The organism is Cupriavidus basilensis (assembly GCF_008801925.2).
GTDB lineage: Bacteria > Pseudomonadota > Gammaproteobacteria > Burkholderiales > Burkholderiaceae > Cupriavidus > Cupriavidus basilensis.
This window is the reverse complement of sequence record NZ_CP062804.1, coordinates 776,181-791,246: the sequence shown is the minus strand read 5'-3', so window position 1 is coordinate 791,246 and position 15,066 is coordinate 776,181. Positions and strand designations below refer to the sequence as shown.

The following is a 15,066-nucleotide window of genomic DNA, read 5'->3' as shown; positions in this document are numbered from 1 at the left end:
TGTGCGGGAAAGAAAAGGCTTCAGGGCTGATCGGCCGCGGCGCCGCCATCCACTGGCGCCACGGCGGCATGCATGCGGGCGCGGCCGCGCTCCACGTGCTCGCGCATCAGCCTGCCCGCCAGCTCGACATCGCGCGCGGCGATGGCCGACACGATTTCGCGGTGCTCGCGGGTAGAGGTGGGGATGGCGTTGCTGTCGGCGGAAAGCGCCTCGCGCCGGAACAAGGTGAGTTCCTTGACCAGGCGCCGGTAGGTTTCCACCAGCTTGCGGTTGCCGGCGAGTTCCACCATGTGGTCATGCAGGGTGAGGTTAAGACGGGCGTATTCGTCGAGGTCGCGCGCGGTGCTGGCCGCGCCCATGGCCTCGATCAGCGCGCGCAGCTCGCGCACGCCCTGCGCCGTGATGTTGGCGGCGAGCAGCCGGCCTACGTACTCATCCAGCACCGCGCGCAGCGCATAGATCTCGTCGGCTTCTTCCAGGGAGATGGCGCGCACGAACACGCCGCGGTTCTTCTCGGTGCGCAGCAGGCCGGCCTGCTCCAGCGCCCGGAAGGCTTCGCGCAGCGGGCCGCGCGACACATTGAACTCGCCCGCGAGTTCGATTTCATTGAGCCTGGCGCCTGGCAGCAGGCCGCCGGACACGATGCGCATTTCAAGCTCGCGCTGCACCAGGGTGGTCAGCGACTGGCTCTGCAGGATCGCGATATCGCTCGACTGAGCGGCTGGCCGTGACATGAAGACTCCTGATTCGGGTACGTCGAAAATCCTGGTTGTCATTAAAGCAAGCTGTTTGTATATTGTCAACAAACAAGGCGGCGGTGATGAGCGAGGAATGACGCGAACATCTCGAAAAAAACCAGCATCACGCCTTATAAACGTTATAAAACAAGTACTTATACTAAATATGAGGCGGTGCGGCGGTGGTGTGGCACGCCACAGATCACCGCAACAAATTCACCAAATTGACACACAATACCACTTAGAATGCCACAACGAGTCCACCCCAAGCTGGCATCCGTGGAAATCGTCAACCACACTCCTGATCCCAATCCAAGAGCACTCCATGATCCGCGGCAACGACCCCATCCTGCTGACCCCCGGCCCCCTCACCACCTCGCTCGCCACCAAGCAAGCCATGCTGCGCGACTGGGGATCGTGGGACACCAGCTTCAACGCCATCACGCGCAGCCTGTGCGACGACCTGATCGCCATCGTGCGCGGGCAGGATACGCATGTCTGCGTGCCCATGCAGGGCAGCGGCACCTTCTCGGTGGAAGCCGCCATCGCCAACGTGGTGCCGCGCGACGGCAAGGTGCTGGTGCCGCAGAACGGTGCCTATTGCCAGCGCATCCTCAAGATCTGCAAGGTGCTGGGACGAGCCAGCGTGGAACTGCCGATCGCCGAAGACCAGCCCGCCACCGCGGCGCTGATCGAAGCCGCGCTGCTGCGCGATCCGTCCATCACCCACGTGGCGCAGGTGCACTGCGAAACCGGCGCCGGCGTGCTCAACCCCCTGCCCGAGATCGCCGCACTGTGCGCGCGCCTTGGCAAGGGCCTGATCGTCGATGCCATGAGCTCCTTCGGTGCGCTGGAGATCGATGCGCGCACCATGCCGTTCGACGCGCTGGTGGCCGCTACCGGCAAGTGCATCGAAGGCGTGCCGGGCATGGGCTTCGTGCTGGTAAAGAAGAGCGTGCTGGAAGCCAGCCAGGGCAACAGCCATTCACTGGCACTGGACCTGTACGACCAGTACACCTACATGCAGAAGACCACCCAGTGGCGCTTCACCCCGCCCACGCACGTGGTAGCCGCCTTCCGCGCCGCGCTCGACCAGTTCCTGGAAGAAGGCGGACAGCCGGTGCGCGGCGCACGCTATCGCGCCAACTACCGGACGCTGGTGGGCGGCATGGCCGAACTGGGTTTCCGCCCTTTCCTCCCGCCAGAAGTGCAGGCCCCCATCATCGTCACCTTCCACGCACCGGACGACGCCCGCTACGACTTCAAGACCTTCTACGCCAAGGTGCGCGAGCGTGGCTACATCCTCTATCCCGGCAAGCTGACGCAGGTGGAAACCTTCCGCGTGGGCTGCATTGGCGCAATCGACGCCAATGAGATGCGCAATGTGGTGAGCGCAATCGGCGAGACGCTAGCGGAAATGGGCATCGAGATGAAAGCGCCGCTAGCCAGGGCGGCCTGAGGCATTTGCGGCCCCATCGCCCCGGCGAACGCCCACCCTCTCCCACAAGTGGGAGAGGGGAGCCAACCAGCGGCAACAGAAACGACATCATCAGCGCACCGATTCGGTGTAGCCGTGATTCCCGCCCGAGAGGCGGGAATCACCCAAGCGCGATGCGAAGCGAGCCGTCAAGGTTCACCTATGCCGTATGGGGCGCCTTCTTTGCCTACTTTCTTGGCAAGACAAGAAAGTAGGTCGCCGCCCCGCAGGGGTGGTGAAACTGCAGTTGCCTTTGACTTTAAGCAGTTGCAGTTAAGTGCAGGCCACCGGGGCAAAACCAGATTAGGCCCTGATACGCCGCTAGTGACGAATACCGCTCCGGAAGTACAATCAAATTGTCTCGTTTTCCGGAACGGAGTCCGAATTGAAATCGGCAACAGTAGCGGCACCCAAGAAAGCGCCTTCCGAGGCCCCCAAGAACAAGCCCGCAAAACCCGCGCGCGCGAAGGCGTCCCTGCGCCTGGAAGAACCGGCCGCCGCGGCGCCGGCCCCGAGCATGGCTGCCGACGCGGCAGCGGCGGACCGCGACACCCCCACGCTGCGCGCCTTCGCCCTGCTGGAATTCCTGGTTGCGGCCGACCGCCCCTTGTCGCTGGCGGAAATCATGCAGGGTTTCGACGCGCCCAAGGCTTCGCTGCACCGCATGCTTGGCGCGCTGGAGGCCGGCGGGCTGGTGATCCGCGAGCCGGGCGCGCGCAACGCCTATGCCGTGGGGCCGCGCCTGTCGCGCCTTGGCGTGGCCATCGTCACGCATTCGGGTACGCGGCAGTTGCGCCATGCCATCCTGGCGCGGCTGGTGGCGGACATCGGCGAGACAGTCAACCTGACCATGCTGCACGAAACCTCGGTGCTGTACCTGGACCGCATGGAAGCACCGTGGCCGCTGCGGCTGGACCTGAAGCCGGGCTCGCGCGTGCCGCTGCACTGCTCGGCCAGTGGCAAGCTGCTGCTATCGCTGCTGCCGCGCGAGCAGCGCGCCGCGCTGGTGCGGCAGCTGCCGCTGGAGCGCTTTACGCCCAACACGGTCACCAATGTGGAATTGCTCGAAGCCGAGCTGGACCGCAGCGCGCACAAGCAGCTTGGCGTGGACAACGAGGAGTTCGTGGCGGGGATCTCCTGCGTGGCCGTGCCGGTGCGCGACGAGCGCGGGCAGGTGGTAGCGGCGCTGGCGGTGCATGCGCCTACGGCACGCTCGCCGTTGTCGCGCTCGCTGGAGTTCGTGCCGCGCCTGCAGGAAACAGCGAGGGAGCTGGCCGCTACGTTCTGAGCGCCCGTTTTGCATCCAGCCCCTGCGCGTCGCCGCTATTCGGGCTGGATGCCTGCCGTCTTGATGATCGCGCCCCAGCGAGCGAGCTCGGCAAGCTGGAATTTAGCCAGCTCCTCCGGCGACGACACCTTCACCTCCATGCCGTTCTCCGTCACGAAATGCCGGATGGATTCGGTCGCCATGGCATTGCGCATCAGCGCGTTTAGCCGGTTGATGATCGGTACCGGCGTGCCTGCCGGGGCGTACAGCCCGTTCCAGTAACCAGACTCATAGCCCTTCACACCTTGCTCCGCGATGGTCGGCACGTTGGGCAGCAGCGGCGAGCGCTGCGGGCTGCTGACGCCAAGCGCGCGCAGCTTGCCGGCCTTGACCTGCGGCAGGCTGGTGGTCAGGTCGACGATCATCACGTCGGTCTGTCCGGCCACCAGGTCGATCACGGCGGCCGGATTGGCCTTGTAGGGAACGTATGTGAGTTTCGTCCCGGTCATGTGCTGAAATTGCTCGGTGGCGACCCGCGCCGACGATGAGCCGGAGCCGAAGGTCAGCTTGCCCGGCTCCTTCTTGGCCAGTGCGATGAACTCGGGCACGTTCGTGGCCTTCACGTTGGGGTTCACCACCATCACCATGTAGCCCTGGACCACCTGGCCAATCGGCGCAAAGTCCTTGATGGGGTTGTACGGCAGGTTCTTCACCAGGTGCGGATTAGCCGCCTGCGTGGTGTTGGTGGTCATGAACAGGGTGTAGCCGTCGGGCGCCGAGCGTGCGACAAGCTGCGCCGCGATGCCGCCGAATGCGCCGGGGCGGCTGTCGACGATGACCGGCTGGCCCGTCTCCCTGGTGATCTGGGCACCCATTGCGCGGGCCAGGCCATCCGTGGTGCTGCCGGGGCTGGAACCGATCACGATGGTGACCGGCTTGGCCGGATAGGGCTGCGCAACGGCCATGCCGGACGCCAGCGCGCTCACGCACACGGTCAAGGCCATTGCCGCCAGATATTGGATCCGCATCTTGTCTCCTCTCATTCTGATTCTCAACTTCCGGGCGAAGTAACGGGGCCGCCAGCGCTCAGGTCGTGAGGCTGAACTCGGGCCGTTGCCCGGCCAGCGCTTGGGCAATGCTTGCCAGGACCATCTCCCCCATGGCGGCCCGCGTCTGGTGCGTGGCGCTGGCGCGGTGGGCCTGCAGCGTGACGTTATCCAGCGCGAACAGGGCTTGCGGCACGTTCGGCTCATCGACGAAGACATCCAGCCCGGCGCCGGCGATGCGCCCGGATGTCAACGCCGCGACCAGGTCGTCTTCCTTGACCAGCCGGCCGCGCGCGATGTTGATCAGGTAGCCATCCTTGCCCAGCGCGTCGAGCACCTCGGCGTTGACGATGCCCTCCGCCTTGTCGGCGGCGGCGGCAAGAATCAGCGCATCGCTCTGGCGGGCCAGTGCCACGAGGTCGGGCACGAAGGTGTGGGGGACGTCATCCATCGCCTTGAGGTCGGTGTAGGCGACGGGGCAACCGAATGCCGTCATGCGCGCTGCGATGGCCCGGCCCACGCGGCCCATGCCGACGATGCCCACGCGCATGCCGCTGACGCGGCGGGCCAGCGGGATAGCGCTTGGCTGCGGATGGCGGACCCAGTCGCCGGCACGGATAAACCGGTCGCCCGGGCACATGCCACGACATGTGGCGATCAACAGGCCCACGGCGAGATCCGCGACGTCCTCGGTCAGCGCCCCGAACGTCCCGGTCACCGGCAGGCCGCGCGCGCGGGCATATTCGAGGTCGACCGCATCGGTGCCGACACCGTTGACCGCCACCACCGCAAGCGCGGGCAGTTGCGCCATCATCGCCCTGGAAATGCCGGTGTGGCCGCCGGTGATGACCGCGCGGATCGTGGGCCCGTGCTCGCGCAGATAGGCATCCTTGTCGGTTTGCTCGAACAAGCGGTGCATGGTGTAGAGCGAATCCAGCTTGTCGTTGATGGCAGGGATGAGAATCGGGTTCAGCTGCAGGATGTTGGCTTTCATACGGTGAGTCCTATCTGGAAGGGGCGGATTCGCGTGATTTGTTTCGGCGCTAAACTCATACGTCATCCTATGACTTAGGCAAATTAGAAACAAGCAGGAAATCAGACGCCCAGGGTTAACACTCTGTAAAAGTCAATGAAAACGAAAATCCCTCACACCGACTCTCGGATCTCCTTATAATTAGTTGTACGACAACGCAAGACAAAGAGCAGCCTGAGGCGCATACTAAAATCAAGAAGCCGCTCCGGCCATGATGTCCAAGCCGATAGACCATGATCACTGACTCACCCATCGACCTGATTGCCGATGTCCGCAATGCGGTCGGCGAAAGCCCGTTCTGGGATACGCAGACGCAATGCCTGTACTGGTCGGACATCCCCGCCCGGACGCTGTTCGAATGGCGCGCCGCCAACGCGGCAATCCGTACCTGGCAGTTGCCCGAAATGGCAGGGTGCATCGCCCCCGCAAGCGCCGGTGGCTTTGTCGCCGGCATGCAGAGCGGCCTGTTCCACCTGCAACCACAGCCCGATGGCAGCCTGGCCAGCCGCAGGCTCGCCAGCGTCGCTCACCCTGCCCCATCCATGCGATTCAACGACGGCCGGTGTGATCGCCAAGGCCGGTTCTGGGCGGGCACCATGCACCTCGACATGCATCCGGCGCAATCGATTGGCTCGGTGTATCGCTTCGACGCGCGTGGCCTGCAGCGGCAGATCGAGGGACTGATCGTTCCCAACGGGATGGCATGGTCGCCCGACGGACGGACGATGTACCTGTCGGACTCGCATCCTGATGCGCAGGCGATCTGGGCGTTCGACTACGATGTCGCGGACGGCGTGGCCAACCGGCGGCGCCTGTGGATCGACATGCGGCAATATCCGGGGCGCCCGGACGGCGCTGCGGTGGACGTCGATGGCTGCTACTGGATCTGCGGGAATGACGCCGGCGTCGTGCACCGTTTTACGCCAGAGGGGCGCCTGGACCGCAGCATCGCGCTTCCCGTGAAAAAGCCGGCGATGTGCGCCTTTGGCGGCGCCGACATGAAGACCTTGTTCGTCACGTCGATTCGCCCGGCCGATGCGTCGGTGCAAGCCGGGCAGCCGCTGGCCGGCGGGGTATTCGCTGTTCGCCCCGGTGTCGCTGGTATTGCGGAGCGCCCTTTCCAGCTAGCGGCGTGACCTGGCAATCGGGCAGCGCATGCCGCCGCCCGGCCGGCCACAGGCTTTAGCTTTACATCCTCCCCTTCCAGGGCACCAGCCACTTCTCCGTCTTGCGCATCAGCAGGTCAAAGGTATAAGCAATCAGGCCAATCAGCCCGATGCCCATGATCACCACATCCGTGCGCAGGAAGTTCGACGCGTTGAGCACCATCTGCCCCAGGCCCGAGGTGGCAGCCACCATCTCCGCCGCGACCAGCGTGGTCCAGCCAAAGCCGATGGCAATCCGCATGCCGGTCAGGATGTCCGGCAGCGCGGCGGGGATCACCACATGGCGGATCACCTGCCAGCGGTTGGCGCCCATCGAATACGCCGCGTTGATCTGCTCGATGGTGACCGAGCGCACGCCGGCCTGCGCGGACATCGCCAGCGGCGCGAAGCAAGCCAGGAAGATCAGCAGGATCTTGGACGTTTCGTCGATGCCGAACCAGATCACGATCAGCGGCAGGTAGGCCAGCGGCGGCAGCGGGCGATAGAACTCGATCGGCGGATCAAACACGCCGCGCGCGATGCGCGACACCCCCATCATCACGCCGATCGGCACCGCCGTAACGGTGGCCAGCGCAAAGGCGCCAAACACGCGCACCATGCTGGCGCGAAAGTGCTCGGTCAGCGGCAGGCCGCCTTGCACATTGCCGTTCCAGGCATCGATAAACGCGTTGATGATGGCTTCCGGCGTGGGCAGGAACAGCGGCGGCAGCCAACGCAGGTGGCTGGCGATCCACCATAGCGCCAGCAGCGACACCACGGTGATGGTGGAGATGCGCGAGCTGGAGCCTTCGCCCGGCAAGCGGTAGCCGGAGACGGCCTTCATGCGGCGCGCGGGCGGCTTGGCGGCCACGGCGGCGGTGCCCGGCGCGGGCTCGAGTCTTTGAGCAGAAGCAGACATGTCGGACTCCTCAGGGCGTGGCATGGATCAGGTTGACGATTTCTTCGCGGTACCGGATGAACTCCGGATCGGCCTTGACCTCGCGGGCGTTGCCGCAGGCAATGAAGCGTCGGGCGAAGGGCAGCTCATAGGTATGCGCGATGCGGCCCGGCGAGGGCGTCATCACGATCAGCCGCGTGGCCAGGAACAGCGCTTCCTCCACGCTGTGGGTGATGAAGAACACGATCTTCTGCTCCGCCGCCCACAGCTTGAGGATCAGCGCCTGGATCGTCTCGCGCGTGAGCGCGTCGAGCGCGCCGAGCGGCTCATCCATCAGCATCACCGCCGGATCGTTGGCAAGCGTGCGGGCAATGCCCACGCGCTGCTGCATGCCGCCCGAGAGCTGGTAGACCGGCTTGGCCGCCACTTTCTCCAGGCCGACCAGCGCCAGCTTTTCCTGCGCGATGCGCAGGCGCTCGGCGCGCGGCACGCCGCGCAGCCGCAAGCCCAGCGCCACGTTGTCCAGCACATTGAGCCAGGGCATCAATGCATGCTTTTGGAACACGACGCCGCGCTCGGCACCCGGGCCGTGCACGGATTTGCCATCGAGGCGGATCTCGCCTTCCGAGGGTTGCATGAAACCGGCGATGCACGATAGCAAGGTGGTCTTGCCGCACCCGGAAGCACCGAGCGCGACCACGAAATCACCGCGCTCCATGGTGAGATTGACTTGCGACAGGGCCAGCGTATCGGCGCCACCGCGGCCGCCGTAGTTCACGCTCAGGTTGTCGATTTCGAGTTTGGCCATAGCTGCAAACTTCCTGAAAAGAGGATTCAAGGCCGCGCGGCCGGCGTCGCCCGCCGCGCGGCGCTGGCAAATCAGGCCGGCGTCCTGGTGGCGAGGGCGCGCTTCACCCACTCCGCATTCACACCCGAGCCGTAGTCCGGCAACACGGTCTGGATCGTGCCCTGCTCCTTCAGGAATTGCGCCGCCGATTGCAGCGCCTTGGCCGCGCCGCCGCCCAGCCAGCGGGGCGAGGCCTGCTCCTCCAGCGTGGGGAAACCGTACAGCGCCATGCTGGCCGGCACCGCCTCGGGCTTGGCGCCAGAGACCTTGGCCACCGCCTTCACCATCGGCGACTCCGGAGTCCACGCCGCCTTGTCCTGGCGATACTTGTCATCCGCCGCGGCCAGGATCTTGACGAACTTGACCATGAACTCGGGGTTCTCCCGCGCGAACTTCTTGTTGGCGATCATGCCGTCGAAGGTGGCCTTGCCGGTCTCGGCGGCGATCTTGCCGGAGGTCACCAGCACCTTGCCCGTTTGCTTGAGCTTGGCCAGCACCGGGTCCCAGATAAAGGTGGCATCGATGTCGCCACGCTCCCAGGCCGCGGCCACTTCGGGCGGCCGCATGTTCATGATCTTGACGTCCTTGGGATTGATCTTGGCCTGCTCCAGCGCCACCAGCGTGTGGTAGTGCGTGGTAGAGACAAAAGGCACGCCCACCCGCTTGCCTTTGAGATCTGCCACGCTGTTGATATTGCTGCCGTTGCGCGCCACCATGGCCTCGGCCGCGTTGATGTCGTCAAGGATCCAGAACAGCTCCACATCCAGCCCCTGCGACAACGCCGAGGCAATCGGCGAGGTACCGGCTTCGCCGATGGCGATCTGGCCCGATGCCATGGCGCGGATCACGTCGCCGCCGCCGCCGAACTGGCGGAACGAGACCTTGTAGCCGGTCTGCTTCTCGACTTCCTTCATGTCCTGCGCATAGCGCCACGGCACCACCATATCCTGGTAGGCGATGACAACTTCCTTGGTCTGCGCGTAGGCGCCCGGGGCGACGACGGCCGCCAGTACCACGCTTGCTGCAAGTTGCTTGAACCAACGCATGATGAACCTCCTCAAGATGAACGGTGTGATGTGCTGTGGCGGAGTCCGCCGGCAGGGAAAGCCCGGCACCAGGGCGGTGCCTGCTCGAGGAGGAAGAGGTGATAAGCATGAGGCATGCCAGTGTCTCCGTCTGGTTGGGACGTCTTTGCGTCCTCTCCTTTCTTAGCGGCGCTCTGCGCTTTGGCGAGTCGTCGCGGCGTGCACCAGGCGCTTTGGCAAGCAGCGCTGGGCAAGGTGTAACCGTATGGTAGAAAGCGGCCCGCCGCCGGGTTAGAGCCAGCGGGGACCAACTGTGGGTCCACGTGGGCGCGCAGGTTGAATTTGCGTCACTTTAAAGGGTATTTACTACCGTTTTTAGGTACACGGCATTCCGTTTATCGGATTTTCTTATTGACCATCGCTTAGTCTCATCCTACATTTCGATCCACGAACACTTTTCGGAACATTTGGTTCCGTTTTGATCGAAGACCGGAGACACCACACCATGAGCGAACATCTTCCCGAAACCCTCGCCGCAGGCACCCAAGCTGGCGCCGTCACCACCGGCCCGCAAGAGATGACCCCGTCGGAAGCCTTTGTCGAGACCCTGGCCGCCAATGGCGTCACCGACATGTTCGGCATCATGGGCTCGGCCTTCATGGACGCCATGGACATCTTCGCCCCCGCCGGCATCCGCCTGATCCCCGTCGTGCACGAGCAAGGCGCCGGCCACATGGCCGACGGCTATGCCCGCGTCTCGGGCCGCCACGGCGTCGTCATCGGACAGAACGGCCCCGGCATCAGCAACTGCGTGACCGCCATCGCCGCCGCTTACTGGGCACATAGCCCGGTGGTGATCGTCACCCCGGAGGCCGGCACCATGGGCATTGGCCTGGGCGGATTCCAGGAAGCCAGGCAGCTGCCCATGTTCCAGGAGTTCACCAAGTACCAGGGCCACGTCACCCACCCCGCACGCATGGCCGAGTACACCGGCCGCTGCTTCGACCGCGCCATGGCCGAGATGGGACCAACCCAGCTCAACATCCCCCGCGACTACTTCTACGGCCAGATCAAGGCCGAGATCCCGCAGCCCCAGCGCCTGGACCGCGGCCCCGGCGGCGACCAGCGCCTGAACGAAGCCGCCGAGCTGATCGCCAAGGCCAGGTTCCCCGTCATCATCTCCGGCGGCGGCGTGGTCATGGCCGATGCCATCGACGAATGCCAGGCCCTGGCCGAGCGGCTGGGCGCCCCGGTGGTCAACAGCTACCTGCACAACGACTCCTTCCCCGCCAGCCATCCCCTGTGGTGCGGCCCGCTGGGCTACCAGGGCTCCAAGGCCGCCATGAAGCTGCTCGCCCGCGCCGATGTCGTCATCGCCCTCGGCTCGCGCCTCGGACCCTTCGGCACCCTGCCCCAGCACGGCATGGACTACTGGCCCAAGCACGCCAAGATCATCCAGATCGATGCCGACCACAAGATGCTCGGCCTGGTCAAGAAGATCTCGGTGGGCATCTGCGGCGATGCCAAGGCCGCTGCCGTGGCACTGACCGAGCGCCTGGCCGGCCGCACCCTGGCCTGCGACGCCTCCCGCGAAGAGCGCGCCGCACAGATCGCCGCCGAGAAGGCCGCCTGGGAGAAGGAACTCGACGAATGGACCCACGAGCGCGACCCCTACAGCCTGGACATGATCGAGGAGCAGAAGCACGAGCGCACGCCCACCGGCGGACACTACCTGCATCCGCGCCAGGTCCTGCGCGAGCTGGAGAAGGCCATGCCCGAAGACGTGATGGTCTCCACCGACATCGGCAACATCAACTCGGTGGCCAACAGCTATCTGCGCTTCAACAAGCCGCGCAGCTTCTTTGCCGCCATGAGCTGGGGCAACTGCGGCTATGCCTTCCCCACCATCATGGGCGCCAAGGTCGCCGCCCCCCACCGCCCGGCCGTGTCCTACGCCGGCGACGGCGCCTGGGGCATGAGCCTGATGGAGACCATGACCGCCGTGCGCCACAACATCCCGGTCACCGCCGTGGTGTTCCACAACCGCCAGTGGGGCGCGGAGAAGAAGAACCAGGTGGACTTCTACAACCGCCGCTTCGTCGCCGGCGAGCTGGACAACCAGAGCTTCGCCGAGATCGCCCGCGCCATGGGCGCCGAGGGCATCGTGGTGGACAAGCTGGAGGATGTGGGCCCCGCGCTCAAGCGCGCCATCGACCTGCAGATGCACCACGGCAAGACCACCATCATCGAGATCATGTGCACCCGTGAGCTCGGCGACCCCTTCCGCCGCGATGCGCTGGCCAAGCCCGTGCGCATGCTCGACAAGTACAAGGACTACGTCTGAGCCAGTGAGTTAGCGGGCGCTTGGCCGGTGGCCGGAGGCAGCGCCCGCTGCTTCCGGCCATTTTCCATTCTGAGCGACCCCATCATGAAAGCGATCAACCGCATCATCGAGCGCGCCCGCGCCGAACCCAGGCGCATCGTGCTGTGCGAGGCCGAAGACCCGCGCATCCTGCACGCCGCGCAACGCGCGGTCCATGAGGGCATCGCGCGCATCGTGCTGGTGGGCGACGCGGCGCGCATCCGCCAGGCGGCCGCCAGCGAGGACATCGACCTGGCCGGCATGGACGTGATCGACCCCGCCACCTCCGCGCTCACGCCGTCCCTCGCGCAGAAGCTGTTCGCCCTGCGCGCGAAAAAAGGCATGACGCTGGACGACGCCAGGCGCGAAGCGCTCAAGCCCCTGTGCTTCGCCAACCTGATGGTGCGCATGGGCCATGCGGATGGCTCGGTGGCCGGCGCGGTGCACACCACCGCCGACGTGGTGCGCACCGCCATCCAGGTCATCGGCATTCACCCGGCGTTCAAGCTGGTATCGAGCTTCTTCCTGATGATGTTGTGCGAGCCGTTCCATGCATTGAAGGGCGGCCTGATTTTTTCCGATTGCGGACTGGTGGTGGATCCCGACGCCTTTGCGCTGGCCGAGATCGCCATGGCCGCGGCCGACAGCGCGCAAAACCTGCTGATGGATGCCCCGCGCGTCGCCATGCTGTCGTTCTCCACCAGCGGCAGCGCCCGGCATGCCGCGGTCGATAAGGTGGTGCAAGCCACGCGCCTGGTGCAGGCGCAGCGCCCGGCGCTGGCCATCGATGGCGACGTGCAGCTCGATGCCGCCATCGTTGCCGAGATCGCCAGGAAGAAGATCGAGCACTCCAGGGTGGAAGGCCGCGCCAATGTGCTGGTCTTTCCCAGCCTGGAGGCCGGCAATATCGGCTACAAGCTGGCCGAGCGCGTGGGCGGCGCCAAGGCGATCGGGCCCTTGCTGCAAGGGCTGCAAAAGCCAGCCAACGATCTGTCGCGCGGCTGCAGCGCCGACGACGTGTTTTACGTGATCGCCGTCACCGCGGTGCAGGCGCAAGCCGCCGCGCAAGCCAGGCCGGAAGCCCCGATGGCCGCATGCCAGCCATGAGCGCGGAACACTTGTTGCCGCTGCTCGCGCTGATGGGCGCGGCAAGCTACTTCCAGACGGTGACCGGCTTTGGCCTGGGCATGATCGTGATGGGCGCGACCAGCGGGCTGGACCTCGCACCGGTGGCGACCGTTGCCACGCTGGTGAGCCTGGTGACGCTGGCCAACAGCGCCGTGGCGCTGCCCGGCAAGCTGCATCACATCGACTGGCGCGCGGTGGGCGCGGCCACGCTCGGCATCCTGCCCTCCGTGGTGGTCGGCGTACTGATCCTCGACTACCTGAGCAGCGCCGCCGCCGGCATCCTGCAATGGCTGCTGGGCGCGGTGGTGCTGTACGGCGGCGTTAGCGCCGCGCTGCGCCCTGCGCCGCTGCCACGGCGCTCGGGCAACCGCAGCTTCTTTGTCAGCGGCATCCTTGGCGGCTTGCTCAGCGGCATGTTTGGCGTGTCCGGGCCGCCGCTGATCTTCCAGTTCTATCGCCAGCCGCTGTCGCTGGTGGAGATCCGCTGCGCACTGATTCTTGTGTTCACCGCGACCTCCGTGACACGCACCTTGTTCAGTGCGTGGCAGGGACAACTCAGCGCCGAGATCTGGATGCAGGCAGCGCTTGCCGTGCCGGTTGTGGCATTGACCACGATGGCGGCCCGGCGTTTTCCGCCACCGCTCTCGGCGGTGGCAACGCGGCGGATTGCGTTTGGGGTGCTGGTGGTGATGGGGGGATATTTGATGTTGCCGGGGCTGGTTGATCTGGTGACTTAGCCCGCCAATCAGGGACCGCCCCCCACTTTTATCTGCGTACCCCCTTGTATTTTTCGCCAGGTGCGATATAGTCCTGCCCTCGCGTGCGGCTGTAGCTCAGTTGGATAGAGTACTTGGCTACGAACCAAGGGGTCGTGGGTTCGAATCCTGCCAGCCGCACCACCTGACACGCGTAGCAAACCAACGGCTTAGAGAACTTTGATCTCTAAGCCGTTTTTGCGTTTTGCCTGGCGCATCGCCCTCGCATCGCCCTCGCATCGCCCTCGCATGGCCACCGGCTCTGAACCGCCCCTCCGGGTGCCGGCTGCCAAATTGACGCTGGAATTGGGCCCCGCTTACACTACGTCATCGATACCAGCATCGGCACCCGCTTGCCGGTCGGGACAGCGCAGATGACACCACACCCGCTTCGGTACTTCACCGCCTGCCACGCCCGCCCATTCGTATTGCTGCCATTGCCCGAGAGCCGAACATGCGCATTCCGCCGCTGAAGTCGATCATCGCGTTCGAGAGCGTCGCGAGAACGAAGAGCGTTAGCCGGGCATCCGAGGAACTGGGCCTGACCGCGTCGGCGGTGAGCCATCAGATTGCCAACCTCGAGACCATCATCGGCCAGCCGCTATTCTTCCGGCAGGGGCGAGGGCTGACGCTGACGCCGGTCGGAGAGCAATACCTGCGCGACGTCACGGGATCGCTTGCGGAACTGAACCGCGCCACCGAGCGCGCATCGAGCCAGGCGCAAGTCGACATACTCAGGGTGCATTCGAGCCCAAGCTTCGGCTTGATGTGGCTGCTGCCGCGATTGAAGTCCTTCCAGGCCGACAACGGCGACATCCAGTTGAATATCGCCTGCTCCCACGAGGATGTCTCCTTCACAAGCGGCTACTACGACGTCGATATCCGCTACGGCTATGCGCACTGGCGCGACTTGCAGGTCAAGACATTGCGCAACGAGTTCATCGCGCCCCTGGCCTCCCCCGAGTATCTTGCCAAACACCCCATACGCACGCCGGCTGACCTGCTGGGCCAGCGCCTGGTCTTCTCAGAGACACCGCTTGTCCAATGGCAGCAATGGTTTGCCAGGTTTGGCGTGTCCGGCGGCGAGCACCAGGCGTTCGACTTTTCCTTTGACCGCTCTTACATGTCGCTGGAGACCGCGGCACTGGGCATCGGCGTGGCGCTGGAAAGCATGCTGCTCGCGTCGGTCCATATCGGCAAGGGAACGCTGGTGCCGGTCTTTGACCAGACGTATGCCGTTGAGGTGGGGGGCCATCACATCGTCTGCCCATCGCAGAATGCGGATCTGCCCCGGGTACAGCGCTTTCTCGACTGGATCGACCGGGAATTGAAGTAGCCCAGCCGCA

The 15,066-nt window shown here is 65.1% G+C and carries 13 protein-coding genes and 1 tRNA gene; 8 read left to right on the top strand and 6 right to left on the bottom strand.

The features are described from left to right. Positions 1-20: 20 nt before the first annotated feature. The gene (locus F7R26_RS24470; RefSeq protein WP_150986978.1) at positions 21-734 is read right to left on the bottom strand and encodes a phosphonate utilization associated transcriptional regulator; all 714 of its coding nucleotides are present in this window, start codon (positions 732-734) and stop codon (positions 21-23) included. 328 nt (positions 735-1,062) lie between these two features. On the opposite strand from F7R26_RS24470, the gene F7R26_RS24465 reads away from it, so the two are divergent. After that, the gene (locus F7R26_RS24465) at positions 1,063-2,196 is read left to right on the top strand and encodes a 2-aminoethylphosphonate--pyruvate transaminase (RefSeq protein WP_150986977.1); all 1,134 of its coding nucleotides are present in this window, start codon (positions 1,063-1,065) and stop codon (positions 2,194-2,196) included. Between the two features lie 535 nt (positions 2,197-2,731). Then, positions 2,732-3,502, top strand: coding sequence for an IclR family transcriptional regulator (locus F7R26_RS24460; protein ID WP_150987077.1), 771 nt, complete (start codon positions 2,732-2,734; stop codon positions 3,500-3,502). Between the two features lie 35 nt (positions 3,503-3,537). Here F7R26_RS24460 and F7R26_RS24455 read toward each other — a convergent pair whose 3' ends face one another. Further along, positions 3,538-4,509, bottom strand: a complete 972-nt coding sequence (locus tag F7R26_RS24455; protein ID WP_150986976.1) for a Bug family tripartite tricarboxylate transporter substrate binding protein — start codon at positions 4,507-4,509, stop codon at positions 3,538-3,540. Between the two features lie 58 nt (positions 4,510-4,567). Then, positions 4,568-5,521 (bottom strand): 2-hydroxyacid dehydrogenase, encoded by a 954-nt coding sequence (locus F7R26_RS24450; protein ID WP_150986975.1) that lies wholly within the window; start codon positions 5,519-5,521, stop codon positions 4,568-4,570. A 272-nt stretch (positions 5,522-5,793) separates the two neighbouring features. Here F7R26_RS24450 and F7R26_RS24445 point away from each other — a divergent pair, with 272 nt between their 5' ends. Further along, a complete protein-coding gene (locus tag F7R26_RS24445; protein WP_150986974.1) occupies positions 5,794-6,696 on the top strand; it encodes an SMP-30/gluconolactonase/LRE family protein in 903 nt (300 codons plus the stop codon). Positions 6,697-6,748: 52 nt separating this feature from the next. Here the strand turns inward: F7R26_RS24445 and F7R26_RS24440 are convergent, their stop codons facing one another. The 3 genes from F7R26_RS24440 to tauA all read right to left on the bottom strand — a co-directional run bounded on the left by F7R26_RS24440 (position 6,749) and on the right by tauA (position 9,496). Then, positions 6,749-7,624 (bottom strand): ABC transporter permease subunit, encoded by an 876-nt coding sequence (locus F7R26_RS24440; protein WP_150986973.1) that lies wholly within the window; start codon positions 7,622-7,624, stop codon positions 6,749-6,751. Positions 7,625-7,634: 10 nt separating this feature from the next. Further along, on the bottom strand, positions 7,635-8,411 hold the full coding sequence (locus F7R26_RS24435) for a taurine ABC transporter ATP-binding protein (protein ID WP_150986972.1): 777 nt from the start codon (positions 8,409-8,411) through the stop codon (positions 7,635-7,637). 71 nt (positions 8,412-8,482) lie between these two features. Further along, complete coding sequence (gene tauA / locus F7R26_RS24430; protein WP_150986971.1) at positions 8,483-9,496, bottom strand: taurine ABC transporter substrate-binding protein; 1,014 nt, start codon at positions 9,494-9,496, stop codon at positions 8,483-8,485. Between the two features lie 484 nt (positions 9,497-9,980). Between tauA and xsc the strand changes: the two genes are divergently transcribed. From xsc to F7R26_RS24405, 5 genes are all read left to right on the top strand, one after another. Then, positions 9,981-11,819: a sulfoacetaldehyde acetyltransferase gene (gene xsc, locus F7R26_RS24425; protein ID WP_193692237.1), complete on the top strand. Its 1,839-nt coding sequence runs from the start codon at positions 9,981-9,983 to the stop codon at positions 11,817-11,819. A gap of 84 nt (positions 11,820-11,903) precedes the next feature. Next, complete coding sequence (pta, locus tag F7R26_RS24420) at positions 11,904-12,944, top strand: phosphate acetyltransferase (protein WP_150985082.1); 1,041 nt, start codon at positions 11,904-11,906, stop codon at positions 12,942-12,944. Next, positions 12,941-13,702, top strand: coding sequence for a sulfite exporter TauE/SafE family protein (locus F7R26_RS24415; RefSeq protein ID WP_150985081.1), 762 nt, complete (start codon positions 12,941-12,943; stop codon positions 13,700-13,702). Before pta ends, F7R26_RS24415 begins: the two co-directional genes overlap by 4 nt. Before the next feature lie 85 nt (positions 13,703-13,787). Next, positions 13,788-13,864, top strand: a tRNA-Arg gene (locus F7R26_RS24410). Between the two features lie 310 nt (positions 13,865-14,174). Beyond that, positions 14,175-15,056, top strand: a complete 882-nt coding sequence (locus tag F7R26_RS24405; RefSeq protein ID WP_150985080.1) for a LysR substrate-binding domain-containing protein — start codon at positions 14,175-14,177, stop codon at positions 15,054-15,056. The last annotated feature ends 10 nt before the right edge of the window (positions 15,057-15,066 follow it).

Excerpts from the sequence above, each read along its gene's own strand:
- F7R26_RS24460 (WP_150987077.1), top strand. The coding sequence starts at position 2,732 with ATGGCTGCCGACGCGGCAGCGGCGGACCGCGACACCCCCACGCTGCGC.
- xsc (WP_193692237.1), top strand. The coding sequence starts at position 9,981 with ATGAGCGAACATCTTCCCGAAACCCTCGCCGCAGGCACCCAAGCTGGC.
- tauA (WP_150986971.1), bottom strand. The coding sequence starts at position 9,496 with ATGCGTTGGTTCAAGCAACTTGCAGCAAGCGTGGTACTGGCGGCCGTC.
- pta (WP_150985082.1), top strand. The coding sequence starts at position 11,904 with ATGAAAGCGATCAACCGCATCATCGAGCGCGCCCGCGCCGAACCCAGG.
- F7R26_RS24465 (WP_150986977.1), top strand. The coding sequence starts at position 1,063 with ATGATCCGCGGCAACGACCCCATCCTGCTGACCCCCGGCCCCCTCACC.
- F7R26_RS24455 (WP_150986976.1), bottom strand. The coding sequence starts at position 4,509 with ATGCGGATCCAATATCTGGCGGCAATGGCCTTGACCGTGTGCGTGAGC.
- F7R26_RS24450 (WP_150986975.1), bottom strand. The coding sequence starts at position 5,521 with ATGAAAGCCAACATCCTGCAGCTGAACCCGATTCTCATCCCTGCCATC.
- F7R26_RS24445 (WP_150986974.1), top strand. The coding sequence starts at position 5,794 with ATGATCACTGACTCACCCATCGACCTGATTGCCGATGTCCGCAATGCG.
- F7R26_RS24435 (WP_150986972.1), bottom strand. The coding sequence starts at position 8,411 with ATGGCCAAACTCGAAATCGACAACCTGAGCGTGAACTACGGCGGCCGC.
- F7R26_RS24405 (WP_150985080.1), top strand. The coding sequence starts at position 14,175 with ATGCGCATTCCGCCGCTGAAGTCGATCATCGCGTTCGAGAGCGTCGCG.
- F7R26_RS24470 (WP_150986978.1), bottom strand. The coding sequence starts at position 734 with ATGTCACGGCCAGCCGCTCAGTCGAGCGATATCGCGATCCTGCAGAGC.
- F7R26_RS24415 (WP_150985081.1), top strand. The coding sequence starts at position 12,941 with ATGAGCGCGGAACACTTGTTGCCGCTGCTCGCGCTGATGGGCGCGGCA.
- F7R26_RS24440 (WP_150986973.1), bottom strand. The coding sequence starts at position 7,624 with ATGTCTGCTTCTGCTCAAAGACTCGAGCCCGCGCCGGGCACCGCCGCC.